At 63.5% G+C, this 23309-nt stretch carries 26 protein-coding genes; 7 read left to right on the forward strand and 19 right to left on the reverse strand.

The genetic code is table 11. The annotated features are described in order from the left end of the window. The 3 genes from ACP7BL_RS14605 (at nucleotide 1) to ACP7BL_RS14615 (ending at nucleotide 2846) form a co-directional block, all read left to right on the forward strand. Nucleotides 1-783 carry a type III pantothenate kinase gene (locus ACP7BL_RS14605; protein WP_126847294.1) on the forward strand — a complete coding sequence of 261 codons (783 nt, stop codon included), beginning with the start codon at nucleotides 1-3 and terminating at the stop codon, nucleotides 781-783. A 201-nt stretch (nucleotides 784-984) separates the two neighbouring features. After that, entirely contained in the window at nucleotides 985-2562 is a 1578-nt protein-coding gene (locus ACP7BL_RS14610; RefSeq protein ID WP_426258707.1) for a ribonuclease J, read from the forward strand. A 5-nt stretch (nucleotides 2563-2567) separates the two neighbouring features. Continuing rightward, entirely contained in the window at nucleotides 2568-2846 is a 279-nt protein-coding gene (locus ACP7BL_RS14615) for a DUF1467 family protein (RefSeq protein WP_010402623.1), read from the forward strand. A gap of 39 nt (nucleotides 2847-2885) precedes the next feature. Here ACP7BL_RS14615 and bfr read toward each other — a convergent pair whose 3' ends face one another. From bfr to aroQ, 6 genes are all read right to left on the reverse strand, one after another. Next, nucleotides 2886-3371, reverse strand: coding sequence for a bacterioferritin (bfr, locus tag ACP7BL_RS14620; protein ID WP_010402625.1), 486 nt, complete (start codon nucleotides 3369-3371; stop codon nucleotides 2886-2888). A gap of 32 nt (nucleotides 3372-3403) precedes the next feature. Next, a complete protein-coding gene (locus tag ACP7BL_RS14625; RefSeq protein ID WP_081988574.1) occupies nucleotides 3404-3574 on the reverse strand; it encodes a (2Fe-2S)-binding protein in 171 nt (56 codons plus the stop codon). Nucleotides 3575-3656: 82 nt separating this feature from the next. After that, nucleotides 3657-5897: a phosphoribosylformylglycinamidine synthase subunit PurL gene (gene purL, locus ACP7BL_RS14630; RefSeq protein WP_426258686.1), complete on the reverse strand. Its 2241-nt coding sequence runs from the start codon at nucleotides 5895-5897 to the stop codon at nucleotides 3657-3659. 135 nt (nucleotides 5898-6032) lie between these two features. After that, nucleotides 6033-7385: an acetyl-CoA carboxylase biotin carboxylase subunit gene (gene accC, locus ACP7BL_RS14635; RefSeq protein WP_033963247.1), complete on the reverse strand. Its 1353-nt coding sequence runs from the start codon at nucleotides 7383-7385 to the stop codon at nucleotides 6033-6035. A gap of 132 nt (nucleotides 7386-7517) precedes the next feature. Beyond that, entirely contained in the window at nucleotides 7518-7994 is a 477-nt protein-coding gene (gene accB / locus ACP7BL_RS14640) for an acetyl-CoA carboxylase biotin carboxyl carrier protein (RefSeq protein WP_426258687.1), read from the reverse strand. A gap of 35 nt (nucleotides 7995-8029) precedes the next feature. Continuing rightward, the gene (aroQ, locus tag ACP7BL_RS14645) at nucleotides 8030-8464 is read right to left on the reverse strand and encodes a type II 3-dehydroquinate dehydratase (protein WP_033963245.1); all 435 of its coding nucleotides are present in this window, start codon (nucleotides 8462-8464) and stop codon (nucleotides 8030-8032) included. Nucleotides 8465-8633: 169 nt separating this feature from the next. Between aroQ and thiS the strand changes: the two genes are divergently transcribed. Together thiS and ACP7BL_RS14655 are read left to right on the forward strand one after the other, a co-directional pair. After that, the gene (gene thiS, locus ACP7BL_RS14650) at nucleotides 8634-9641 is read left to right on the forward strand and encodes a sulfur carrier protein ThiS (RefSeq protein ID WP_137902339.1); all 1008 of its coding nucleotides are present in this window, start codon (nucleotides 8634-8636) and stop codon (nucleotides 9639-9641) included. 45 nt (nucleotides 9642-9686) lie between these two features. Next, a complete protein-coding gene (locus ACP7BL_RS14655; protein ID WP_426258688.1) occupies nucleotides 9687-10445 on the forward strand; it encodes an alpha/beta hydrolase in 759 nt (252 codons plus the stop codon). Here the strand turns inward: ACP7BL_RS14655 and ACP7BL_RS14660 are convergent. Next, entirely contained in the window at nucleotides 10442-10939 is a 498-nt protein-coding gene (locus ACP7BL_RS14660; RefSeq protein WP_052191986.1) for a class I SAM-dependent methyltransferase, read from the reverse strand. The two genes, ACP7BL_RS14655 and ACP7BL_RS14660, sit on opposite strands and share 4 nt — an antisense overlap. Before the next feature lie 160 nt (nucleotides 10940-11099). Here ACP7BL_RS14660 and ACP7BL_RS14665 point away from each other — a divergent pair, with 160 nt between their 5' ends. After that, nucleotides 11100-11270, forward strand: a complete 171-nt coding sequence (locus tag ACP7BL_RS14665; RefSeq protein WP_033963244.1) for a CsbD family protein — start codon at nucleotides 11100-11102, stop codon at nucleotides 11268-11270. Nucleotides 11271-11303: 33 nt separating this feature from the next. On the opposite strand, the gene ACP7BL_RS14670 is transcribed toward ACP7BL_RS14665, so the two are convergent. From ACP7BL_RS14670 to ACP7BL_RS14685, 4 genes are all read right to left on the reverse strand, one after another. Continuing rightward, nucleotides 11304-12971 (reverse strand): thiamine pyrophosphate-binding protein, encoded by a 1668-nt coding sequence (locus ACP7BL_RS14670; protein ID WP_426258689.1) that lies wholly within the window; start codon nucleotides 12969-12971, stop codon nucleotides 11304-11306. A gap of 253 nt (nucleotides 12972-13224) precedes the next feature. Continuing rightward, nucleotides 13225-13560, reverse strand: a complete 336-nt coding sequence (grxD, locus tag ACP7BL_RS14675; RefSeq protein ID WP_010402645.1) for a Grx4 family monothiol glutaredoxin — start codon at nucleotides 13558-13560, stop codon at nucleotides 13225-13227. A 4-nt stretch (nucleotides 13561-13564) separates the two neighbouring features. Further along, nucleotides 13565-13804 (reverse strand): BolA/IbaG family iron-sulfur metabolism protein, encoded by a 240-nt coding sequence (locus ACP7BL_RS14680; protein WP_010402646.1) that lies wholly within the window; start codon nucleotides 13802-13804, stop codon nucleotides 13565-13567. Continuing rightward, complete coding sequence (locus ACP7BL_RS14685) at nucleotides 13804-14127, reverse strand: DUF1476 domain-containing protein (RefSeq protein WP_033963241.1); 324 nt, start codon at nucleotides 14125-14127, stop codon at nucleotides 13804-13806. Before ACP7BL_RS14685 ends, ACP7BL_RS14680 begins: the two co-directional genes overlap by 1 nt. Nucleotides 14128-14320: 193 nt before the next feature. On the opposite strand from ACP7BL_RS14685, the gene ACP7BL_RS14690 reads away from it, so the two are divergent. Next, nucleotides 14321-15766, forward strand: a complete 1446-nt coding sequence (locus ACP7BL_RS14690; RefSeq protein ID WP_126847312.1) for an Nramp family divalent metal transporter — start codon at nucleotides 14321-14323, stop codon at nucleotides 15764-15766. Between the two features lie 15 nt (nucleotides 15767-15781). On the opposite strand, the gene ACP7BL_RS14695 is transcribed toward ACP7BL_RS14690, so the two are convergent. The 8 genes from ACP7BL_RS14695 to ACP7BL_RS14730 form a co-directional block, all read right to left on the reverse strand. Continuing rightward, nucleotides 15782-16783, reverse strand: coding sequence for an NADPH:quinone oxidoreductase family protein (locus ACP7BL_RS14695; RefSeq protein ID WP_185867631.1), 1002 nt, complete (start codon nucleotides 16781-16783; stop codon nucleotides 15782-15784). Then, nucleotides 16746-17375, reverse strand: a complete 630-nt coding sequence (leuD, locus tag ACP7BL_RS14700; protein WP_426258690.1) for a 3-isopropylmalate dehydratase small subunit — start codon at nucleotides 17373-17375, stop codon at nucleotides 16746-16748. Before leuD ends, ACP7BL_RS14695 begins: the two co-directional genes overlap by 38 nt. Nucleotides 17376-17601: 226 nt before the next feature. Then, nucleotides 17602-19056 (reverse strand): 3-isopropylmalate dehydratase large subunit, encoded by a 1455-nt coding sequence (gene leuC / locus ACP7BL_RS14705; protein WP_033963240.1) that lies wholly within the window; start codon nucleotides 19054-19056, stop codon nucleotides 17602-17604. 98 nt (nucleotides 19057-19154) lie between these two features. After that, complete coding sequence (locus tag ACP7BL_RS14710) at nucleotides 19155-19790, reverse strand: CoA transferase subunit B (protein WP_033963239.1); 636 nt, start codon at nucleotides 19788-19790, stop codon at nucleotides 19155-19157. Next, the gene (locus ACP7BL_RS14715) at nucleotides 19790-20671 is read right to left on the reverse strand and encodes an HAD family acid phosphatase (protein WP_126847317.1); all 882 of its coding nucleotides are present in this window, start codon (nucleotides 20669-20671) and stop codon (nucleotides 19790-19792) included. Before ACP7BL_RS14715 ends, ACP7BL_RS14710 begins: the two co-directional genes overlap by 1 nt. 128 nt (nucleotides 20672-20799) lie before the next feature. Next, entirely contained in the window at nucleotides 20800-21501 is a 702-nt protein-coding gene (locus ACP7BL_RS14720) for a CoA transferase subunit A (protein WP_033963235.1), read from the reverse strand. A gap of 83 nt (nucleotides 21502-21584) precedes the next feature. Beyond that, nucleotides 21585-22277, reverse strand: a complete 693-nt coding sequence (locus ACP7BL_RS14725) for a VIT1/CCC1 transporter family protein (protein WP_426258691.1) — start codon at nucleotides 22275-22277, stop codon at nucleotides 21585-21587. A gap of 24 nt (nucleotides 22278-22301) precedes the next feature. Further along, the gene (locus ACP7BL_RS14730; RefSeq protein ID WP_126847319.1) at nucleotides 22302-23216 is read right to left on the reverse strand and encodes an SMP-30/gluconolactonase/LRE family protein; all 915 of its coding nucleotides are present in this window, start codon (nucleotides 23214-23216) and stop codon (nucleotides 22302-22304) included. Nucleotides 23217-23309: the final 93 nt, after the last annotated feature.

Below are 23309 nucleotides of genomic sequence, written 5' to 3' on the forward strand. Positions count from 1 at the left end.
ATGTTGCTCGCGATCGATGCCGGTAACACCAATGTCGTCTTCGCGCTGGTCCAGGGCCGCACGATCAAGGCGCGCTGGCGTATCGCGACCGACCCGCGCCGCACCGCCGACGAATATGCGGTGTGGCTGAGCCAGTTGCTGACGCTGGAAGGTTATGATCGGAGCGAGGTGACCGGTGTCATCATCGCTACCGTAGTCCCGCGTGCGCTGCACAATTTGCAAACGCTGGCGCGCAAATATTTCGGCGGCGAGCCACTGATTGCCGGCGAGCCACCGGTCGAATGGGGCATGGCGCTCGATGTCGACGAGCCGCGCAGCGTCGGGGCCGACCGCGCCGTCACCATGATCGCGGCGCACGCGTTGCACAGTGGCGATTTGATCGTGATCGATTTCGGCACCGCGACGACGCTCGACCTAGTCGACTATAGCGGTGCCTATAAAGGCGGCATCATCGCGCCGGGCATCAACCTGTCGCTCGATGCGCTGGTTACCGCTGCAGCCAAGCTTCCGCGCATCGCGATCGAAGCGCCTGCGTCGACAAGCGTGATCGGTCGGGACACCGTCAGCCAGATGCAGATCGGCATCTTCTGGGGCTATGTCGCCATGATCGAGGGGCTGGTTGCGCGGATGAAGGCGGAGGTTGGGCGTCCCGTGCGCGTCATCGCGACGGGAGGCCTCGCGATCCTGTTCGAGCAGCATACCACTATGTTCGACATGGTCGAACCCGACCTTACAATTCAGGGGCTGGCGATTTTGTGGGATCGCGCCCATATAGCGTCCTAGAGTCAGCGTGCGTGCGCCTCCGCCAGAACCCTGTGGTTGTGCGGTGCCCCGCTTCCCCGATCTCTACGAAATTCCGCGCCTGACCGCGCACATCCCCCGGTTCGCGTTCGCGCGACCATCTTTGAAAGAACAGACACCTCCGTGACGACACCCAAGAAAGAACTCCTGTTCCTGGCCCTTGGCGGGTCGGGCGAAATCGGCATGAACGTCAATCTCTACGGCTGCAACGGCAAGTGGTTGATGGTCGATTGCGGCATCACCTTTGCCGATCCGCAATATCCCGGCATCGACGTGATCCTGCCTGATCTGCAATTCATCGAGGAGCGTCTCGACGATCTGGTCGGCATCGTGCTGACGCACGGCCATGAAGACCATATCGGCGCGTTGCCGTATCTGGCCGAAGATCTGGGCGTGCCGCTTTATGCAACGGCGTTCACCGCCGGGCTGATCCGCGGCAAGCTCGAGGAAGAAGGCAATGCCAACCGGGTCAAGCTGAAGGTCATCAAGCCCGACACCAAGGTCGATCTCGGGCCGTTCGGCGTGACCTTCGTGCCGCTGTCGCACTCGATTCCCGAGGCGAGCGCGCTGCTGATCGATACCCCATATGGCCGGGTGTTCCACACCGGCGACTGGAAGCTCGATGCGGCTCCGGTGATCGGCCATCCCACCTCGCCGGAGGCGCTCGAGGCGATCGGTAATGGCGGCATTCTGGCGCTCGTCTGCGATTCCACGAACGTGTTCAATGCCGAGGCTTCGGGGTCGGAGAGCGATGTGCTGTCGGGCCTGATGGGCGTTATCAGCCAGGCCAAGGGCCGCGTAATGGTAACCTCGTTCGCGTCGAACGCGGCACGGTTGCACACGCTTGGCGTGGTCGCACGCGAGACGGGACGCCAGCTCAGCGTACAGGGGCGCTCGCTCGATCGCATCCTGAAGGTTGCGCGCGCTACGGGGTATCTCAAGGATTTCCCCGACACGATCGATGCCGAGGCGGCGATGCGGTTGCCGCGTGACAAGGTGCTGGTGGTAGCGACCGGCGGGCAGGGCGAAGACCGCGCCGCCTTGGCGCGCGTCGCCAATGGCCAGCACCCGATTTCGCTCGATAGCGGGGACACAGTCGTGTTCTCGTCCAAGCAGATCCCGGGCAATGAAGTCGCGATCGGCCGCATCCAGAATCAGCTCGCCGCCAAGGGCGTGATCATGATCACCGACCGCCAGGCGCATGTGCACGTGTCTGGCCATCCGGGTCGCCCGGAGCTGCTGCAAATGTATCGCTGGATGAAGCCCGAGTTGCTGATGCCGGTGCATGGCGAAATGCGGCATTTGATGGAGCAAGCGCGCTTCGGCCTGTCCGAAGGCGTGCCGCGTGCGCTTGTGCAGACCAATGGCGACATCATCCGGCTGGCTCCTGGCGCACCGACCAAGATCGGCAATGCTCCGGTCGGACGGCTCGTGCTCGATGGCGACGTAATCCTGCCGGGGGACGGCCAGACGATCAACGAACGCCGTAAGCTGGCGATCAACGGGCAGATTTCGGTCGCGGTGGCGATTGGGTCGCGCGGGCTGATCGGCACGCCGCAAGTGCGCATCCAGGGCATTCCGGTCGAGGAAGACCGCGATCCGTTCCTGGAGGAGACGGTCGATGCCGTCATCGCCGCCGCCAAGCAGAACGGGCGCGACCGCGAGAAACTGCGCGAGAACATCCGGCTGGCCGCGCGCAAGGTCGCGACGCGCTGGACCGGCAAGAAGCCCAATGTCGACGTGCTGCTGATCGAGGCCTGACCGACATGCGGTGGACCTCGGCGCTGGCGATTTATTTCCTGTTCTGGGCGTTCTCGGTGTTCTTCGTCTTGCCCTTCGGGGTCAAGACCAGCGACGAGGCCGGGGTCGAACGCGTCCCCGGCCAGGCGGAGAGCGCCCCGCACGAGTTCCATCCGCGCAAGGTCGCGATCCGCGTAACCATCGTCGCGACGATCCTGTGGTCGCTCTATATGCTGAACTACCATTTCGGCTGGTTGACGCCGCAAATGATCGACGTGTTCGGCGCGTGGAACGGGGTGGAGTAAGCCCCCTCCCGAGCGGGAGGGGGTAATGCGGACGAGGGTTTACCCCTCGTCGTCGGCAGGCTTGCTCTGCAGCTGGACGTAATTTTCGATGCCCATGCGCGCGATCATCTCAAACTGGCGTTCGAGCGTGTCGACATGCTCTTCCTCGCTGTCGAGGATGCGGCGGAACAGGTCGCGGCTGACATAGTCACGGACCTTCTCGCAATGCTCGATCGCGTCGCGCAGAAGCGGAAGCGCGTCCATCTCGAGCGCGAGATCGGCCTTGAGGACTTCCTCAACGGTCTCGCCGATGCGCAGGCGACCGAGCATCTGGAAATTGGGCAGGCCATCGAGGAAAAGGATGCGCTCCGACAGCCAGTCGGCATGCTTCATCTCGTCGATCGATTCGTGGCGCTCGAAAGCCGCGAGCTTGCGTACGCCCCAATGATCGAACAGCCGATAATGCAGCCAATATTGGTTTATCGCGGTCAGTTCGTTTTTGAGTGCCTCGTTAAGATACTCGATGACCTTGATATCGCCCTGCATTTATACGTCCTTTTTGCGGTTCGCGGACGATCTTAGGCGACGGCGCGCTCTTCGTCGATAATGGCGCGGGCAACGGGCACGCATTGGCCACATTTCGCCTGACAGCCCATCGCCCGATACGCTTGGCACGCAGTCCGTGACCCGCTGCGTGCGGCAGCGCGGACATCGCGTTCACGGATGGCATTGCAGATGCAGACGACCATGGATTCTCCCTTCGGAACCCATGCTGTATCGCTAATGAGAATGGATCGCAAGCGCTGTTGCGATCCATTCTCACAAGAAGTTTCAGCTCTCGACCGGAGCGACGTCGCCCATCAATTTCGGGAAGAAGCCCTCGTGCGCTGCGCGCAGATCGGCGAGCGTGACGACATAGTCATCGTCGGGCAGTTCGAAGATCAGGCGATTGGCGATGGTGCGCCCGATTCGTTCGATCTCGACGCCCGCCGCATCCGCTGCGGTCAGCGTCTCGAGCAGCAGATGGTCGGCGACGGTGGCGACATACAGGCCCTGGTCCTCGCCGAACAGCGCACAAGCGACCCCGCATGGCAGCGGAGCGTGCAGCATCGCACCGATATTGCCCGCCAGTGCCATCTCGGCGACCGTCACGGCAATGCCGCCGTCGGACACGTCGTGCACTGCGGTGAGCGCGCCCTTGGCGATATGCGCACGGACGAACTCGCTGTTGCGGCGCTCGGCTTCGAGGTCGACCGTGGGTGGCGCACCTTCCTCGCGACCATGGACTTCGCGCAGCCATAGCGACTGCCCGAGATGGCCCGAGCGTTCGCCGATCAGCACGATGACGTCGCCGGTGCCCTTGAATGCGATGGTCGCGGATTTCGACCAGTCGGCCAGCAGCCCGATCGCGCCGATCGCGGGGGTCGGCAGGATCGCCGAGCCGCCGCCGGTCGCCTTGCTCTCATTGTACAGCGAGACGTTGCCCGACACGATCGGAAAGTCGAGCGCACGGCAGGCGTCGCCCATGCCATCGAGACAACCGACGAACTGCGCCATGATTTCGGGGCGCTGCGGGTTGGCGAAGTTGAGGCAATTGGTGACGGCAAGCGGCGTCGCGCCGACCGCCGACAGATTGCGATAGCATTCGGCGATCGCCTGCTTGCCGCCTTCATAAGGATCGGCATAGCAATAGCGCGGCGTGCAATCGGTGCTCATCGCCAGCCCCTTTTGCGTGCCGTGGACGCGCACGACGGCGGCGTCGCCGCCCGGGCGCTGGACCGTGTCCGCGCCAACTTGCGTATCATATTGCTCGTAAATCCACCGGCGCGACGCGATGTCGGGCGAGCCCATCAGCGTCAGCAGATCCGCAGCGACGTCGGTCGAGTCGGGGATCTCGCCCAGCGGCCTGACCTTGGCCCAGGCCTGATACTCTTCCTTCGAAGCCGCGGGGCGATCGTAGAGCGGTGCCTCGTCGGCGAGCGGGGCGAGCGGGATGTCGGCAACCGTCTCGCCATTGAAGGTCAGCACCATGTGGCCGGTATCGGTGACGTGGCCGATGACCGCGAAATCCAGCTCCCATTTGCGGAAGATGGCTTCGGCGAAATCCTCACGGCCGGGCTTCAGCACCATGAGCATCCGCTCCTGGCTCTCGCTCAGCATCATCTCATAGGGCGTCATGCCGGTTTCGCGCTGCGGCACCGCATTCATGTTGAGTTCGATGCCGACGCCGCCCTTGGACGCCATTTCGACCGAGGAAGAAGTGAGACCGGCGGCACCCATGTCCTGGATCGCGACGATCGCGTCCGAGGCCATCAGTTCAAGACAGGCTTCGATCAACAGCTTCTCGGTAAAGGGATCACCGACCTGCACGGTCGGACGCTTGTCGCCGGTCTCCTCGGAGAAATCGGCCGACGCCATCGTTGCACCGTGGATGCCGTCGCGACCGGTCTTGGAGCCGACATAGACGATCGAATTTCCGATGCCCGACGCCGCCGAATAGAAGATCTTGTCGGTCTCCGCGACGCCGACCGTCATCGCGTTGACGAGGATGTTGCCGTCATAGGAGGAGTGAAAGTTCACTTCGCCGCCAACCGTCGGCACGCCAACGCAATTGCCGTAGCCGCCAATGCCATGCACAACGCCCGAAATGAGGTGGCGCATCTTGGGATGATCGGGCCGACCGAAGCGCAGCGCGTTGAGGTTGGCGACGGGCCGCGCGCCCATCGTAAAGACGTCGCGCAAAATGCCACCAACGCCGGTCGCTGCGCCCTGATAAGGCTCGATATAGGACGGGTGGTTGTGGCTCTCCATCTTGAAGATCGCCGCCTGGCCATCGCCAATGTCGACCACGCCGGCATTCTCGCCGGGGCCGCAAATCACTTGCGGGCCGGTGGTCGGCAGCTTTTTCAAATGGATGCGGCTGGATTTATACGAGCAATGCTCGGACCACATGACCGAGAAAATGCCAAGCTCGGTCAGATTGGGCTCGCGGCCCATCGCGTGCAGGACACGCTCATATTCTTCAGGGGACAGCCCGTGCTGGGCGACGATCTCTGGGGTGATGTCGGTCATGGCGCGGCTTTAGCGAGCGTGGGCGGCGGCGTCACCCCATCCAGCATCAAACCGACATTTTTGCGCCGCTGCACCGGTTGCGCAGTGGCGGGGGCGGCCTCGATTCGCCGCCCCCGCGCTCGTGCAGGCCCGTTTTTAGCTCTCGTTACGCGCCAGCCATTCTTCGAGCCACTTGATCGTATAGTTTCCGTCCTGGAAGTCGGGATCCTCGATCAAGGCCTGGTGTAGCGGGATGGTCGTCGTCGGGCCTTCGATCACGAACTCCTCGAGCGCGCGGCGCAGGCGGCGGATCGCGCCGGCGCGGGTGGTGCCGTAGACGATCAGTTTGGCGATCATCGAATCGTAATAAGGCGGCACGCGGTAACCGGCATACAGCCCGCTATCGACGCGGACGTTCATGCCGCCGGGCGCGTGATACGCCTTCACCAGGCCGGGCGACGGCGCGAAGGTGCGCGGATCCTCGGCATTGATGCGGCATTCGATGGCGTGGCCGCGGAACTGCACGTCTTCCTGCCGGAGCGTCAGGCCATGGCCCTCGGCGATGCGGATCTGTTCGCGCACCAGATCGAGCCCGGTGATCGCCTCGGTCACGGGATGTTCGACCTGCAGGCGCGTGTTCATTTCGATGAAATAGAACTCGCCATTTTCCCACAGGAATTCGATCGTGCCGGCACCGCGATAGCCCATATCGGCCATCGCCTTGGCGCAGATGCCGCCCATGCGCGCGCGGTCCTCTTCGCCCAGCACGGGCGAGGGGGCTTCTTCGAGCACCTTCTGGTGGCGGCGCTGGAGCGAGCAGTCGCGCTCACCCAGATGGATGGCGTTGCCATTGCCGTCGCCGAACACCTGAAATTCGATGTGGCGCGGGTTGCCGAGATATTTTTCGAGATAGACGGTCGCATCGCCAAACGCGGCCTTCGCCTCGCTGCCGGCCTGCTGCATCAGCGTTTCGAGCTGATCCTCGGAGGTGCAGACCTTCATGCCGCGGCCACCACCGCCGGACGCCGCCTTGATGATGACGGGGTAGCCCGCTGCCGCTGCGATTTCCTTGGCCTCGGCCAGATCGCTGATCGGCCCGGCCGAACCCGGCACCAGCGGCAGGCCGAGCGCGCCTGCGGTGCGCTTGGCCTCGATCTTGTCGCCCATGGTGCGGATATGTTCGGGTTTGGGGCCGACGAAGATGATGTCGTGCGCCTCGACGATCTCGGCGAACTTGGCGTTTTCGCTTAGGAAACCGTAGCCCGGATGGATCGCGTCCGCGCCCGAAATCTCGGCGGCGGAAATGATGTTGGGGATGTTGAGATAGCTTTCGGCAGCACTCGGCGGTCCGATGCAGATCGCCTGATCGGCGAGTCGCACGTGCATCGCATCGCTGTCGGCGGTCGAATGCACCGCGACGGTCTGGATACCCATCTCATGGCACGCGCGGTGGATGCGCAGCGCGATCTCGCCGCGATTCGCGATCAGGAGCTTCTTGATTTCAGGCATTCGTAACTGTCCAATCCGCAGACCCGAGGCACCGTTCGCCCTGAGCCTGTCGAAAAGCTGCCCGGCTCAGGCGAGCGGGTGCGAGAGGAGGGCAGGGCTTCGACAAGCTCAGCCCGAACGGGGTGGTGGCGATCATTCCACCACGACGAGGGGTTGGTCGAACTCGACCGGCTGGCCGCTCTCGACCAGCACGGCCTTCACGGTGCCCGCGCTTGGCGCGAGAATGGGATTCATCACCTTCATCGCCTCGACGATCAGCAGCGTATCGCCTGCGGCAACCTTGTCACCAACGCTGACGAAGGGCTTCGCCTCGGGATTGGGGGCCAGATAGGCGGTGCCGACCATCGGCGATTTGACCGCATTGAACGCGGCTTGCGGCGCGGTGACGATTTCCGCCGATGCGGTGGTCGAGGCAGCCGGGGCGGCTGCGGGGGCGGGGGCATACTGCACCGCTGCGGCTACGGCAGCGGCCTTGCGCGCGATGCGAATCTTGCGACCGCCATCCTCGACTTCGATTTCCGTCAGCTGCGTGTCATCCAGCAGCTGCGCGAGCTGACGCACCAGATCGACATCGATCCGCATTGCGTCATTGTGTTTGTCTTCGGCCATGCGACCCTAATCTCCCTTATTGGGGACGCGTCCTGTCAGAGACGCGCCGCCGCTTCAAGCGCCAGCAGATACGAAAGCGTCCCAAAGCCGCAGATCGTGCCCTTCGCCACGGGGGAGATACGGCTGATATGGCGAAAAGCTTCGCGCGCGTGCGGGTTGGAAAGATGGACTTCGATCACCGGCGTGCGGATCGCTTTGATCGCATCGTACAGCGCGATCGAGGTGTGGGTGAAAGCCGCGGCGTTGAGCAGCACCGCCTTGGCAGGCAGCGCCTGCGCCTCGTGCAACCAATCGATCAAATGCCCTTCATGGTTGGACTGGCGTAGATCGATGTCGAACCCGAGTTCTCGCGCGCGATCCTCCAACTGGCCGGCGATGTCGTCGAGCGTGTCGTGGCCGTAGATTTCGGGCTCGCGCGTGCCGAGCAGGTTCAAGTTCGGGCCGTTGAGAACGAAGATGGTTTCGCGCATCGGGTGAGTCTTCCGGTTGAATGACGCTGGGCAGACGCCTAGGTGATGGGCATCCATAGCCCGTTCGCCCTGAGCTTGTCGAAGGGCTGTTCGTCCTCCCACGGGTGAGGAAGGACAGGGTTTCGACACGCTAAGCCCGAACGGAGGCGGGGATTATCCCCGGTCAAACATGCCCCATACCGACGGAACCCTGACCATCCAGCTCAATGGCGAGCATCGCCGCGTGCGCGCGGGGCTCAGCCTTGCCGATCTTGCCGCCGATCTTGGCCTGCTGCCGGAAAAGGTCGCGGTCGAACGCAATCTGGCGGTGGTGCCGCGCTCGACGCTGGCGCAGGTGATGGTTGAGGATGGCGATGAACTCGAGATCGTCCATTTCGTCGGTGGCGGCGACCACCCACCTGCAGTGAAGGCCGATACCTGGACCGTCGCAGGGCGTACGTTCCGGTCGCGGCTGATCGTCGGTACCGGCAAATATAAGGACTTCGCGCAGAATGCAGCGGCGCTCGAGGCCTCCGGTGCCGAGATCGTTACGGTTGCGGTACGACGCGTTAATGTGTCCGACCGCAACGCGCCGATGCTGACCGATTTCATCGACCCCAAGAAGGTGACCTATCTGCCGAACACGGCGGGGTGTTTCGACGCCGAATCGGCGATTCGCACGCTCCGCCTGGCGCGCGAGGCGGGCGGCTGGGATCTGGTGAAGCTGGAAGTGCTGGGCGAGGCCAAGACGCTCTATCCCGACATGGTCGAGACACTCCGCGCCACCGAAGTGCTGGCCAAGGAAGGCTTCCTGCCGATGGTTTACTGCGTCGATGATCCGATTGCGGCGAAGCGGCTGGAAAATGCGGGAGCAGTGGCGGTGATGCCGCTCGGCGCGCCAATCGGATCGGGTCTAGGCATCCAAAATCAGGTGACGATTCGCCTGATCGTCGAGGGGGCCACTGTACCGGTGATCGTCGACGCCGGGGTCGGCACCGCGTCGGACGCCGCGCTGGCCATGGAACTGGGCTGCGACGGCGTGCTGATGAACACCGCGATCGCCGAGGCGAAGGACCCCATTCTGATGGCGGCGGCGATGAAGGCTGGGGTCGAGGCCGGACGGATGGCGTATCTGGCGGGGCGGATGGGCAAGCGGCGCTATGCCGATCCCTCCAGTCCTTTAGCGGGGCTCATTTAACCGGCACGCTGTCATTTCGGTGCGGAACGACCTAGCTTCGCGCCTATGATGCACCGCCTTCTTCCTGTCGCACTGCTCCTTACCGGGTGCAGCGCGCCGCATGATGCAAACACCGCCGCCTCGACGTTCGAGGCACCAGCCCAAGCGATGACGCTGACGGCGGCGGATGGAAAGACCGTCTTTGGGCGGTTGTATCGCGCAGAGCATCCCAAGGCGACGATCCTGCTGTTTCATCAGGCGGGATCGAGCAAGGACGAATATAGGACGATCGCGCCGCGGCTGGTCGCAGCCGGATATAGCGCTTTGGCAATCGATCAGCGCGCCGGTGGCGCGCTCTTCGGCCCGAATGAGACAAGCGCGCAATATCCGCGCCCGGCAGGCTATCTGGAGGCGGTTCCCGATCTGCAAGCGGCAATTGACTGGGCGACGCAGCAGCATGTCCCCGTGATCTTGTGGGGGAGCAGCTATTCCGCCGCCTTGGTGTTTCCCCTTGGCGTACGAAATGCGGAGAAAATAGCCGCGATTTTGTCCTTCTCTCCAGGTGAATATTTCGACGACAAACAGTTGGTAAAGCGCGCCGCCGCGCAGCTGTCTGTCCCGGCATATATTACCGGTGCCGCCAATAGCGATGAAACGACCGCCGCAAAAAGCATCGCCGATGCAATGTCATCGCGCCTTGTTACGCGCTACGTCCCCAAGCACGGAGTGCATGGTGCCTCGACGTTGATTGCGGTGAAGGACCCCCAAGGCGCGGAAGACAATTGGCTGCCGGTTCTGGCTTTCCTTCGGAAAGTGGCACCTTAAGGCTTGCGCGCGAGCCATACGCCCGCGCCCCCGCAACTGGCGTCTTCGGCGACATATGCCATTTCGACCAGGCCGCCAGCCTGGATCGCCGCGCTGTAATTGGCCGCCTCCAGGTCGGCCCGGTACGGCGTTCCACTCCGATAGTCGTCGCGCGTCGGGTCGCGGTCGGGCGGCGCGTTGAACAAGAGCCGGCCACCGCATTTCAGCCAGTCGGCCGCACGGCGCGCCATCAGCGCTTGATCGGCGTGGGTAAACCAGGTCAGCGAATTCCAGGCGATCACACCATCGAACTGCTCATCGAACTGGACGGTGCGCATATCCGCCTTGATCCAGCGTTCCCGCGGGAACCGCGTTTGCGCCAGGTTGATCATCGATTGTGCGTGATCGACCCCAACCACAGAGTGGCCGCGTGCGATCAGAAACCGGCCGATTGGCTCACCGGCACCACAGCCAAGATCGAGGATCCTGCCCCCGCGCGGCAGCGGCTCGATCATGCGTTCGATCCAGTCGTGCGCCTCGAAGGCACCAGGGCGGATGGGTTTAGCCAAGGTATTTGGGAACCTGTTCGATTTTAAGCTGTTTTACAATCAGAAGCCGCTGATGTCGTGCCACCGACATCGCCACTTCTTGGCGCAAGACGGAAAGGATGCTCTCATGGGCGAACTCATCGACAAGATCAAAGGCAACGTCAATGAAGCCATTGGCAAGGCCAAGCAGCACAGCGACAATCCTGATACGCAGGCCGAAGGTGTCGCGCAGGAGCTGAAGGGCAAGGCCCAGCAGACCGCAGGCAAGGTCAAGGGCGCGCTCGGCGACGATATCTGAGCAAGCCTGACTTGGTGAAAGGAGGCCGCTTCGCTAGCGCGAGGCGGCCTTTTTCATTGCGGTCAGCGTCGTGCCTGCCGTGATGGTTTCGACGTCGGTTTTGAGGTGGAGCAAGCGCACTCCGTCCTGGGCCATCGCGCGGGCAAGTGCCGGGGCGAACTCTGCGGTCGTTTCGACCGTTTCCGCCCAACACCCACAAGCGCGGCCAAGCGCGGCAAAGTCGGGGTTGGCGAGCACGGTGCCGCTCACGCGACCGGGAAATTCGCGCTCCTGGTGCATTCGGATCGTACCGTAAGCGCCATTGTCGATGACGAGGACGAGCATATTCGCGCCGTGCGCCACTGCGGTGGCGAGTTCCTGGCCGTTCATCAGGAAGCAGCCATCGCCCGCAAGCGCGACGACGGTGCGATCCGGGTGGCGCAAAGCGGCGGCGGTGGCGGCGGGGACGCCGTAGCCCATTGCACCAGCGGTGGGGGCGAGTTGGCTGTTGCGCTCGTACCGCCAGTAGCGGTGCCACCAGCCGGAATAATTGCCCGCGCCGTTGCAGATAATGCTGTCCGCCGGAAGTTGATCGCGCATCGCCGCGACGCACGGACCGAGATCAAGTTTCACGCCCGCGCGCGGGGCGGGGGTGGACCAGGCGAGATAGTCGGCATGGGCTTCTCGTGCATCGGCGCGCGGCTCGGGCGGCTCCTTTGCGCTGACCAGAGCGTCGGCGATCGGCCACATGCCCGCACAGATCGCGATGTCGGCGCGATAGGTGCGGTTCAATTCGTTGGGATCGGGGTGGACGTGAATGAGCGTCTGGCTGGGATGATCGGGCGTGAGGAGCGTATAGCCGTCGGTAGTCGCTTCTCCCAGGCGGGGACCGACCACCAAAAGGACGTCGGCTTGCTTGATCCGCGCGACCAGTTTGGGGTTCGGGCCATAACCGAGGTTGCCGGCCCACACCTTATGGGTATTGTGGATGGCATCCTGCCGCCGGAAAGCTGCGGCGACGGGAATGCCCCATAGCTGGGCAAAGTGGCTGAACGCGGCACCAGTGGCCAAATCCCAACCGGCACCGCCGACAATCGCCATCGGGGCCTTGGCCTGGCCGATAGCATCGAGCGCACGCGCGACCAGATCGGGATTGGGCATCGAATCCACCCGTTCCACCCTCGGGCGATCCACCGCCACCACCTGATCGAGCAGCATATCCTCGGGCAACGCCAGCACGACCGGGCCGGGCCGTCCCGAGATCGCGACGTTCCAGGCCCGCGCGACATATTCGGGAATGCGGCGGGCGTCGTCGATCTTGGCGGCCCATTTGGCGATGGGGCCAAACATCGCGGGAAAGTCGATTTCCTGAAACGCCTCGCGGTCCTTGGTTCCGCGATCGACATCGCCGATAAACAACACCATCGGCTGCGAGTCCTGCATCGCGACATGCACCCCGATGGAGGCATTGGTCGCACCCGGGCCGCGCGTGACGAAGGCGACGCCCGGCCGCCCGGTGAGCGCGCCATCGGCACAGGCCATGAAGGCGACGCCACCTTCCTGTCGGCACACCACCAGATCGATTTCGGGCGTGTCGTGCAGCGCATCGAGCACCGCGAGGAAGCTTTCGCCGGGGACGGTGAAAATGCGGTCGCAGCCTTGCGCGACGAGTTGGTCGACCAGGATACGGCCGCCAGTGCGGGGGGGAGGGGCTAAGTTCATCGTCGGTTTTTAGCGACGAAGCTGCGGCTTGGGTAGGGCGCTCTCGAGCCGAGCACGCGAGAGGCGCGTGGCCGCGAGTGTCGGGAATTTTGACAGTGTCGCGTGGTGCAGCGCCTACGTTAACCACCAAAGCCTTAGAAAATCAGAGCTTTGCGAAATCTGGCACGTAGGGTGCTATACCTGGGACATGCCGAGCGGTAATCGCTTCAGCAGGGCGGGCCAGCGCACCAGCGCGGCCCGCCCGACCCGGCAATCAGCCCGCTTTCACGACACCTTGCTCTTCAAGCAGCGTCGCAAGCTCACCGCTTTCATACATTTCCATCATGATGTCGGACCCGCCAATGAACTCGCCCTTCACGTAAAGCTGGGGAATCGTCGGCCAATCCGAGAATTGCTTGATGCCCTGCCGCACGCCTTGATCCTGCAGCACGTCGACGCTGTCGAATTCGGCACCGAGGTGGTTGAGGATCGCGACGGCGCGGCTGGAAAAACCGCACTGTGGGAACAGCGGACTACCCTTCATGAACAGCAGGACGTCACTTTTGCCGACGAGTTCGGCGATACGGATCTGGTCTGGGTCGGTGCTCATCGTTTTACTCCTGTACAGGCACGGCGGTGGTGAGTTGCAGGGCGTGCAACACCCCGCCCATGCGGTCGCCGAGCGCGGCATAGACCGCGCGTTGTTGTTTCAGTCGCGGCAGCCCGCGAAAGCTCTCGGCGGTGACGCGCGCCGCCCAATGATCGCCATCACCGGCGAGATCGGTCATTTCGACGCGCGCGTCGGGGATGCCCGCGACGATCAGCGCCTCGATTTCGTCCGCCGCCATCGGCATTATTCGGACCCCATCAACTGACGGCGTGCTTCGACCGTCTTTTCCTCGATCGCGCGCCGGATCGCCGCTTCGTCGATCGCGACATTGGCCGCGGTCAGATCGCTGACGAGCTTGCGGATGACGTCTTCGTCGCCGGCCTCTTCAAAATCGGCCTGGACCACGGCCGTTGCGTAAGCGTCGGATTCCTCTTTCGTCAGGCCCATCAGTGTAGCGGCCCATTGGCCGAGCAAACGGTTGCGTCGCGCCACGATGCGGAAGGCGACTTCTTCATCGCGGGCATATTTGGTCTCGAAGGCGCGCTCGCGATCGTCGAAAGTGGTCATGTGGATGGTCCCTTGGGCCTGACGAATAACGCAAGGGAGATAAGCGTGACGGGGGGCGTGCGCAACGCCCGTGGTGAAAGCAGTACAAATGTATCCTTGCGTATAGTTGTAGCGGTTGGCGGTAGCCCAATTGCCGCAGGGCGGTATAAGCGCAGCCGATCGCCTATGTTCAATCGGGAACCGCAAACCGCCAATGCCGCCTCTTCCCGACCGACCTTCTTCGAACGGCACGCTTCGGCCGCCCGGCACGCATGGTTTCCTCCCGTCGCTGCCCGAGGCGCATCGCACGCTGAAGGTATGGGAAACGGGAGATGTCCGTCGGCCGCGCTGGCGGCAATGGCTTGGTTTCGCCGGTCCTGGCTTCATGGTGTCGGTGGGCTATATGGACCCTGGCAATTGGGGGACCGATCTCGCCGGCGGCAGCCAGTTTGGCTATGCGCTGTTGTGGGTGATCCTGGCCTCCAATCTGATGGCGATCTTCCTGCAGGTCTTGTGCGCGCGGCTCGGCATCGTCACCGGGCGCGACCTCGCCCAAACCTGTCGCGACCATTACCCCCGTCCTGTGGCCGTCGGCCTGTGGCTGTTGTGCGAAATCGCGATCATCGCGTGCGATCTGGCCGAAGTGATCGGGTCGGCCGTTGCGCTGAACCTGTTGCTTGGGTTGCCGCTGGTGTGGGGTGTGCTGGTAACCGGGCTCGACGTCCTATTCCTGCTGCTGCTGATCAATTTGGGTTTCCGCAAGATCGAGGCAGTGGTGATCGTGCTCGTTTCCACGATCGCATTGTGCTTCGCCTATACGATCTATCTCGCGAAGCCCGATTGGGCTGCCGCTGCGCTTGGCGCGATTACGCCATCGATTCCCAATGAAGCGGCATTGGTCGTTGCGCTGGGAATTCTGGGGGCCACTGTCATGCCGCACAACCTGTACCTGCATTCCGCAATCGTGCAGACGCGCGCCTTCGGCAGGGGTGCACGCGATATCAAGGCCGCGCTCGCGTTCAACACAATCGATACGGTGCTGGCGCTCGGTGCGGCGTTCTTCGTTAATGCCGCCATTCTGGTGCTCGCGGCGGCAGTGTTCTGGCGCGGCGGCGTGATGGTCACTGAGTTGCAGGATGCGCACCAGCTGCTGCGTCCGGCGCTGGGCGGGGCGGCAGCGACCGCATTTGCGCTGGCGTTGCTCGCTTCGGGGCAATCGAGCACCATCACCGGGACGCTTGCCGGGCAAATCGTGATGGAAGGGTTTCTGCGCATTCGCATCGCGCCGTGGCTGCGACGTCTGGTGACGCGATCCCTCGCGATCATCCCGGCGCTGATCGTGATTTCGGCGACGGGGGGCAAAGATACTGTCGAATTGCTGGTCGTCAGCCAGGTCGTGCTGTCGATGCAACTGCCCTTCGCGATCTTTCCGCTGATGCTGGCGACGAGCAGCCGCGAGCAGATGGGCGAATATGCCAACCCTGGCTGGGTGAAGGTGCTGGGATACGCGATCTGCACGGTGATTGCGGTGCTGAACGTCTATCTGCTCTGGCAGACGATCGGCCCGGTGTGGGTCGGTGCGATGGCGGCGGGATTTATCGGATTTACAGGATATGTGCGGTTTCTCAGCCCCTCCCCGGCACTGGCCAGGGAAGGGTGAGGCGAGCAACCTAGCCTATTCTGCGACGGTGACCACGAGTTTGCCGATCGCTCCGCGCGCGGCCATCTTGGCGATGGCCTTGCCGCCATCTTCGAACGCGAAGGTCTCCGTCACGCGTGGCGCGATCTGGCCGTCTCTCCACAGCAAGAACAGCCGTTCGATATGCGCGCGGTTCGCCTCCGGGTCGCGCGCCGCGAACGCACCCCAAAATACGCCGCACACGTCGCAGCTTTTGAGCAAGGTGAGGTTGAGCGGCAATTTCGGGATGCCGGCGGGGAAGCCGACGACGAGATAGCGTCCTTCCCAGCCGATGGAGCGCAGCGCGGGCTCGGCATAGTCACCGCCGACCGGATCGTAGATCACGTCATAGCCGCTTTTACCCCCAGCACCCTTGAACTGTTCGGCCAGGGCCTTGGACTGGTCCTTGTCGAAGGGCGCGCGGGCATAGACAATCGTGTCGTCCGCACCGGCTTGGCGGGCGGCCTCGGCCTTTTCCTCGGACGAAACCGCCGCGACGACGCGCGCGCCGAAGGCTTTACCAAGCTCCACTGCGGCGAGGCCCACTCCGCCTGCGGCACCGAGGACCAGCAGGGTTTGCCCCTCGGCAAGATGGCCACGGTCGAGCAGGGCGTGGATCGTGGTGCCATAGGTCAGCAACAGCGACGCGCCTTCGGCGAAGCTGCGGCCTTCCGGCAAGCGATACAGGCTGGTGACGGGCAGGGCGATCTTTTCGACCAACCCACCCGACCCCGTTGTTGCGATCACGCGATCGCCGGGCTTCCAGTCGGTCACGCCTGCGCCGACGCTGTCGATCACACCCGCAATTTCGCTCCCCGGCGCGAACGGGCGGGGCGGCTTGAACTGATATTTGTCCTCGATGATCAGCACGTCGGGATAGTTGATCGAGCAGGCCTTGACCGCGACCACCACTTGACCGGGCCCCGCCACCGGGTCCGGCAAGGTATCGATGACTAGTGTTTCAGGTCCGCCCGGTGCCTTCGACAACAATGCCCGCATGTGCCCGTTCTCCGCTCATCCACGGCCGGTGTTCAGCTACCCCGGCTTCGTATTTCGAAATCTGGGTATCTCTTGCCAGCGTGAGGCCGACTTCGTCCAGCCCCTCCATCAGGCATTGGCGGCGGAAGGCATCCAGTTCGAACGGAAAACGGTCCTGATAGGGAGTGGTGACGGTCATCGTTTCGAGGTCGACGGTAATTAGCTGGTCCTGCGCGACCGCGAGCAGCCGGTCGATCGCATCTTGTGGCAGCACGACCGCGACGATCCCGTTCTTGAAGGCGTTTCCGGAAAAAATGTCGGAGAAACTGGGCGCGATCACGGCGGTGATGCCCATGTCGGCAAGCGCCCACGCGGCATGTTCGCGGCTAGAGCCACAGCCGAAATTGTCGCCCGCGATCAGGATCTGGGCTCCGGCATAGCGGGGATCGTCGAAGACGTTGCCCGGTTGCGCGCGCACGGTTTCAAACGCGCCCTTGCCAAGCCCCTCCCGCGTAACGGTCTTCAGCCAATGCGCCGGGATGATGACGTCGGTATCGACGTTCTTCTGCCCCCACGGATAGGCAATACCGGAAACGCGCGTTACCGCCTGCATCACCGCGCTCCCGCCGGCGGATAGCCGCCGGAGCCCATGCGAAATATCTTCATCACGGAATATTTTCCTCAGGTTTCCGACCCGACCGGCACGACGGGCGGGTCTGCAGCACCAGCAGCCGGTTATTTGCCGGTCGAAATGCCGATCGCGCTGGTCTTGGCGGTGGCGGCATAAGCGGCGAGACCGCTCAACACGGTGCCCATGATAAGCACAACCAGAACACGCTTCATACTCGATCCCCTTCCGCGGGATGTGTTACCAGATCTCGCACGTCACACAATTTACCCGTCACCGCAGCGGCTGCGGCCATCGCCGGCGACACCAGATGCGTCCGCGCGCCTGGGCCCTGCCGTCCTACGAAATTACGGTTCGAAGTGGAAGCGCAGCGCAACCCCGGTGGTACTTTGTCGGGGTTCATGGCAAGACACATCGAACAGCCCGGCTCGCGCCATTCGAACCCGGCGGCGAGGAAAATGCGGTCGAGCCCCTCGGCTTCGGCCTGGCGCTTGACCAGGCCGGATCCCGGCACGATCAGCGCGTGCACGCCATCGGACACGCGGCGTCCGTTGGCGACCGCGGCGGCGGCCCGCAGATCCTCGATCCGGCTGTTGGTGCAACTGCCGATGAAGACATAGTCGACGCCGATATCCTGCATCGCGGTGCCGGGGGTGAGCCCCATATATGCAAGCGACTTGCGCGCGGCATCGCGCTTGGCCGGATCGGCGAAGCTCTCCGGATCGGGCACGGTGCCGGTAATGGCGATAACGTCCTCGGGCGAGGTGCCCCAGGTCAATTGGGGCGCGATGTCGGTCGCGTCGAGCGTCACGACGCGATCATAGATCGCACCGGGGTCACTTGGCAGCGTCTGCCAATAAGCGACCGCCGTATCCCAGGCGGCTCCGCGCGGTGCCATCGGACGGCCCTTGAGATAGGCAAAGGTCGTCGCGTCGGGCGCGATCAAGCCCGATCGGGCACCGCCCTCGATCGACATGTTCGAAACGGTCAGTCGCCCCTCGATCGACATCTCGCGAATGATCGACCCGGTATATTCGAGCACATAGCCCGTGCCGCCTGCCGCGCCGATCTTGCCGATGATGGCAAGCGTTACGTCCTTGGGGCTGATTCCGAAGCCGAGCGTGCCATCGACGCGCACTTCCATCGTCTTCGACTGGCCGAGCAGCAGGGTCTGTGTGGCGAGCACATGCTCGACCTCGCTCGTGCCAATGCCAAAAGCGAGCGCGCCGAGCGCGCCGTGCGCCGAGGTATGGCTATCGCCACAGACCAGGGTCGTTCCAGGTAGCGTGAAGCCCTGCTCGGGGCCGACAACGTGGACGATGCCCTGTTCCGGGGCGAGTGCATCGATATAATCGATGCCGAAATCGCGGGTATTGCGTTCGAGCGCGTCAAGCTGCGCCGCACTTTCCGGATCGGCGATCGGCAACGGGGCACCCGCCGCGTCGCGTCGTGCCGTCGTGGGCAAATTGTGATCGGGCACCGCCAGCGTCAGATCGGGGCGTCGCACCGTGCGCCCGTTGGCGCGAAGGCCCGAAAAGGCCTGCGGGCTGGTAACCTCATGGACGAGGTGACGATCGATGTAGATCAGGCAGGTGCCATCGTCGCGGCGTTCCACGACGTGATCGGCCCAGATCTTTTCGTACAATGTGAGGGGACGGCTAGCCATTGGAGGTCTTTAACCGAAAGATGCGCCGTTTCAAGGATTAGGTAACAGAATGTTACGTCACCGTCAGCGCGTGCGCGGACAGTCCCTCCGCGACACCGCTAGCGGATATAATGGGCTGTGGTTTTGGCAGCGATCTCTTCGGGGGTAACTCCGGGAGCCGTTTCGATCAGTTTGAACGGCGATTGATGATCGGGGCGCTGGAACACCGCCAGGTCGGTAACGATCATGTCGACGACGTTCTTGCCGGTTAACGGCAGCGTGCAGGCGGGAATGAACTTCGGGTCCCCGTTCTTGGACGTATGTTCCATCACCACGATGATCTTCTTGACGCCCGCGACGAGATCCATCGCCCCGCCCATGCCCTTGATCATCTTGCCCGGGATCATCCAGTTGGCGATGTCGCCATTTTCAGCGACTTCCATCGCGCCGAGCACGGTCAAATCGATATGGCCGCCACGGATCATCGCGAAACTGTCGGACGAGCTGAAATAGGCCGATTGGGGCAGTTCGCTGATCGTCTGCTTGCCGGCATTGATCAGATCGGCATCTTCTTCGCCGGCGAGCGGGAAGGGGCCGATGCCGAGCATGCCGTTTTCGGACTGGAGCGTCACTTCGACGCCTTCGGGAATATGGTTGGCCACCAGAGTGGGGATGCCGATGCCGAGATTGACGTAGAAGCCGTCCTGCAGCTCGCGTGCGGCGCGCGCGGCCATTTCGTCACGAGTCCAGGCCATTACTTCTCTCCAGATGCGGGGGGCGACCAGCGCTTGTCGGCGGGAAAAACATCGTCGAGCCCGCCCTTGAGCGCGGTCCCGTAAACCGGGTTGGGGAGCACAAACCAGAAGCGGCCCCACATGCCGTGGATGGCGGGCGAGGAGACCGCCGCTCGGCGCTGTTGCGGGGTGCCGGTGAACAGGTCGGAGAAATCGCCGAGTTGATCTCCGCCCATCGCCACCACGCAATAGCGCGCGGCAATCGCCCGACGCCGCGAATCCTTGCCCGAGCCGCTGCCGAGGTCGCCCTTCAGCCACAGCGTTTCGCCGTGTTTGGCAGAGCCCAGACCGGCATGGGCGATGGCGGCCTCGGTGAAGGCGGCGTTGGCGGCACTGCGGTTGGTGTTGAACACCACGGTTACGCCCATGTTGCGCAGTTCGTTGACCGCAGCGACAGCGCCGGGCACGGCTGCGACCCGGTCGACCCCGGCCTGCTCCCATTGCAGCCAGTGCGCCTCGTCATAGGGCGCACCCGGATGCGTCGCATCGTCATATTCGAAGCCGAGATTGAGCAGCAGCGTTTCGTCCACGTCGAACACGACCGCGCGAGGGCGGTCTCCGCACGGCAAGGTGGCCGGCTGGTCGAGCGTCGCATCGGGGGTGAGCACCGCCGAGGTGCGGTCGCTCAGCGCCTTGGGGTCGGCCTTTTCGCTCGCCAGGCGGCGGCGCACGGCATCGACCAGCGTGTTATACGCCTGATGATCGAGCGCGGCGGCTTCGCCTGAGCCGTAGAGGAATTGCATGCCGGGTGTGACAGTGGGGGCCACCACGGGGGCTGGTGCAACTGTCGCCTGCGGTACAGTCGTGCACGCGGACACCATCAAAGCGAGCGCGAGCACCATCCCCCTCCCGCTTGCGGGAGGGGTTAGGGGAGGGGCGTGTCTGTCGAGCGCGATCTGGGGTTCAAGCCCTCCCCCAGCCCCTCCCGCAAGCGGGAGGGGAGCAGAAGAGCGAACTTGCGACGGTCGCATCACGCCGCCTCGCGAACAGTGCGGAATTCGATCTTCTTGTCATAGGGCGCGCCGACGATCAGCCGCTGGACATAGACGCCAGGCAAATGAATGCAGTCGGGATCGAGCGCGCCGACGGGAACGATCTCCTCGACCTCGGCCACGCAGATCTTGCCCGCGGTCGCCATCGGCTGGTTGAAGTTGCGCGCGGTCTTGCGGAAGATCAAATTGCCGCTTTCATCCGCCTTCCAGCCCTTGATAATCGCAAGGTCGGCGCGAATGCCGCGCTCGAGGATATACTCCTCGCCGTCGAAGGTCTTCACTTCCTTGCCTTCTGCGACCAGCGTTCCGACGCCGGTCTTGGTGTAGAAGCCCGGAATACCGGCCCCGCCAGCACGACAGCGCTCGGCCAGCGTGCCTTGCGGGCAAAATTCGACCTCAAGCTCGCCCGACAGATACTGCCGCTCAAATTCCTTGTTCTCGCCGACATAGGACGAGATCATCTTCTTGACCTGGCGCGTGCGCAGCAGTTTTCCAAGGCCCTCACCGTCGATACCGGCATTGTTGCTGGCGATCGTCAGATCCTTGGTGCCCGCGTCGCGGATCGCGTCGATCAACCGCTCGGGGATGCCGCACAGACCGAAGCCGCCCGCGCAAATCGTCATGCCGTCATGAAGCACTCCTTCAAGAGCGGCGGCGGCATTGGGATAAAGCTTGCGCATCGGCGGTGCCTTTCGATTTTGGGCGTCGAGTACGGCGGGGAAGGGCAGACGGTCAAGCCGCTGATTCTGGTGGGCGGTACAGCTTAAACCCTGGTGCCGAACACATGCCCGATCCCGGCCGTCACCGCCATTGCCAGCGCGCCCCAGAACAGCACGCGCAATGCCCCTTTCCACAGGTTCGCGCCGCCGACATAGGCCCCCGTTGCGCCCAAGACGGCCAGTAGCACCAGTGTCGCCACCGCGACCGCTTCGACCAGCGCGGTGCCTCGGAAAAGAAACGCCATCAGCACCGGGAAGATCGCGCCAACGGCAAAGCTGGCGGCCGATGCGATGGCGGCTTGCACCGGTTTTGCCTCCATCGCTTCGTGGATGCCCAGCTCATCGCGCATGTGGGCACCCAGCGCGTCATGCGTCATCAACTGGTCGGCGACTTGCGCAGCCAGCGCCGCGTCGAGCCCACGTTGGCGATAGATCGCGGCAAGTTCCTTGGCCTCGGCCATGGGGTCTTCGGCGAGTTCGGCTGCTTCGCGCGCGCGCTCCGCACCTTCTGTGTCGGCTTGTGAACTGACCGAAACATACTCCCCGGCCGCCATCGACATCGCGCCGGCGACCAGGCCGGCGATCCCGGTCGTAAGAATAGCGCTCTGGCTCTGCGCGGCGGCAGCCACGCCCACGATCAGACTGGCTGTCGACAGCAAGCCGTCATTTGCGCCGAGCACGGCGGCCCGCAACCAGCCGATACGCTGGACCACATGTCTTTCACCGTGCCGAATCACGCTACCGCCCTAGCCATGTTGGTCTCAATGCGCCAGCGCAAGGCCGGGTCTCGGCCATGGCATGCGCACCAGCCGTCCCGTACCGGACAGGGTGATATAGGCGGTCTGCCGATCGACCCCACCCCAGCAGATGTTGGTTGTGAAAGGGTCCGGAGTCGGGACGAATTCGACCAGCGCCCCCGCCGGGGAAATCACCGAAATGCCGCTTTCGCCGATCGTCGCGACACAAATGTTACCGCATTCCTCGATCCCCAGCGAATCGAAGAACGTATAGCCAGCCGGGCGGTACAACGGGATGCCGGCTCCGCCGATCCCGACGGTCGGGTCCACCTTGCCGGGTGCGGTGATATCGAAGGCCATCAGCCGACATGTGTAGGTTTCCGCGACGTACAACCGCCTGCCGTCCGGGGAGAGGCCGATGCCGTTGGGGTTTTCGCTGGGGAAAATGACCTCTTCGAGATGAGTTCCATCTGCCTTCGCATAGAAGATGCCTGTGACGTCACGCTCCCGGTGCCGGGTCTTGCCGTGGTCGGTAAACCAGAAGCCGCCGTGGGAATCGAACACGATGTCGTTCGGGCCGCGCAGTACGCAGCCAAAGTCTCCGTCGCGGTATAGGATTTCGACGGCCCCGGTCGCGGGATCGATCCGTTCGATGCGGCCGCCGGAATAATCGTGCGCTTGCCCGTGCGGGATCAGCAGCCCGGCGGGGTGCTCAAAATATTCGAATCCTCCATTGTTGCAGCAATAGAGCATCCCGTCGGGACCGAGCGCCAGGCCGTTGGGGCCGCCGCCCGGCTCTGCCACCGTCTCAATCGTTCCGTCGGCGCGAACGCGGCTGATCCTGCCCGCTGCAATCTCGACCAGCACGACGCTGCCATCGGGAAGGGCGACGGGGCCTTCCGGGAAACGCAGGCCGTCCGCGATCGTGGCTAGGGTCACCCGAACTCTCCTGTTTTTTTTGTTCTATCGCTGGGTCGGGGGACTGCAAGGGGCCTCTTGACTACGCATGTAAACAATATGATTACATCCGTA

It is taken from the genome of Sphingomonas sp. DC1600-2, from assembly GCF_049897605.1.
GTDB lineage: Bacteria > Pseudomonadota > Alphaproteobacteria > Sphingomonadales > Sphingomonadaceae > Sphingomonas.

What these genes read in the sequence shown, in the direction of transcription:
- ACP7BL_RS14605 (WP_126847294.1), top strand. Translation starts at nt 1, where the DNA reads ATGTTGCTCGCGATCGATGCCGGTAACACCAATGTCGTCTTCGCGCTG.
- ACP7BL_RS14610 (WP_426258707.1), top strand. Translation starts at nt 985, where the DNA reads ATGAACGTCAATCTCTACGGCTGCAACGGCAAGTGGTTGATGGTCGAT.
- ACP7BL_RS14615 (WP_010402623.1), top strand. Translation starts at nt 2,568, where the DNA reads ATGCGGTGGACCTCGGCGCTGGCGATTTATTTCCTGTTCTGGGCGTTC.
- bfr (WP_010402625.1), bottom strand. Translation starts at nt 3,371, where the DNA reads ATGCAGGGCGATATCAAGGTCATCGAGTATCTTAACGAGGCACTCAAA.
- ACP7BL_RS14625 (WP_081988574.1), bottom strand. Translation starts at nt 3,574, where the DNA reads ATGGTCGTCTGCATCTGCAATGCCATCCGTGAACGCGATGTCCGCGCT.
- purL (WP_426258686.1), bottom strand. Translation starts at nt 5,897, where the DNA reads ATGACCGACATCACCCCAGAGATCGTCGCCCAGCACGGGCTGTCCCCT.
- accC (WP_033963247.1), bottom strand. Translation starts at nt 7,385, where the DNA reads ATGCCTGAAATCAAGAAGCTCCTGATCGCGAATCGCGGCGAGATCGCG.
- accB (WP_426258687.1), bottom strand. Translation starts at nt 7,994, where the DNA reads ATGGCCGAAGACAAACACAATGACGCAATGCGGATCGATGTCGATCTG.
- aroQ (WP_033963245.1), bottom strand. Translation starts at nt 8,464, where the DNA reads ATGCGCGAAACCATCTTCGTTCTCAACGGCCCGAACTTGAACCTGCTC.
- thiS (WP_137902339.1), top strand. Translation starts at nt 8,634, where the DNA reads ATGCCCCATACCGACGGAACCCTGACCATCCAGCTCAATGGCGAGCAT.
- ACP7BL_RS14655 (WP_426258688.1), top strand. Translation starts at nt 9,687, where the DNA reads ATGATGCACCGCCTTCTTCCTGTCGCACTGCTCCTTACCGGGTGCAGC.
- ACP7BL_RS14660 (WP_052191986.1), bottom strand. Translation starts at nt 10,939, where the DNA reads ATGATCGAGCCGCTGCCGCGCGGGGGCAGGATCCTCGATCTTGGCTGT.
- ACP7BL_RS14665 (WP_033963244.1), top strand. Translation starts at nt 11,100, where the DNA reads ATGGGCGAACTCATCGACAAGATCAAAGGCAACGTCAATGAAGCCATT.
- ACP7BL_RS14670 (WP_426258689.1), bottom strand. Translation starts at nt 12,971, where the DNA reads ATGAACTTAGCCCCTCCCCCCCGCACTGGCGGCCGTATCCTGGTCGAC.
- grxD (WP_010402645.1), bottom strand. Translation starts at nt 13,560, where the DNA reads ATGAGCACCGACCCAGACCAGATCCGTATCGCCGAACTCGTCGGCAAA.
- ACP7BL_RS14680 (WP_010402646.1), bottom strand. Translation starts at nt 13,804, where the DNA reads ATGCCGATGGCGGCGGACGAAATCGAGGCGCTGATCGTCGCGGGCATC.
- ACP7BL_RS14685 (WP_033963241.1), bottom strand. Translation starts at nt 14,127, where the DNA reads ATGACCACTTTCGACGATCGCGAGCGCGCCTTCGAGACCAAATATGCC.
- ACP7BL_RS14690 (WP_126847312.1), top strand. Translation starts at nt 14,321, where the DNA reads ATGCCGCCTCTTCCCGACCGACCTTCTTCGAACGGCACGCTTCGGCCG.
- ACP7BL_RS14695 (WP_185867631.1), bottom strand. Translation starts at nt 16,783, where the DNA reads ATGCGGGCATTGTTGTCGAAGGCACCGGGCGGACCTGAAACACTAGTC.
- leuD (WP_426258690.1), bottom strand. Translation starts at nt 17,375, where the DNA reads ATGCAGGCGGTAACGCGCGTTTCCGGTATTGCCTATCCGTGGGGGCAG.
- leuC (WP_033963240.1), bottom strand. Translation starts at nt 19,056, where the DNA reads ATGGCTAGCCGTCCCCTCACATTGTACGAAAAGATCTGGGCCGATCAC.
- ACP7BL_RS14710 (WP_033963239.1), bottom strand. Translation starts at nt 19,790, where the DNA reads ATGGCCTGGACTCGTGACGAAATGGCCGCGCGCGCCGCACGCGAGCTG.
- ACP7BL_RS14715 (WP_126847317.1), bottom strand. Translation starts at nt 20,671, where the DNA reads ATGGTGCTCGCGCTCGCTTTGATGGTGTCCGCGTGCACGACTGTACCG.
- ACP7BL_RS14720 (WP_033963235.1), bottom strand. Translation starts at nt 21,501, where the DNA reads ATGCGCAAGCTTTATCCCAATGCCGCCGCCGCTCTTGAAGGAGTGCTT.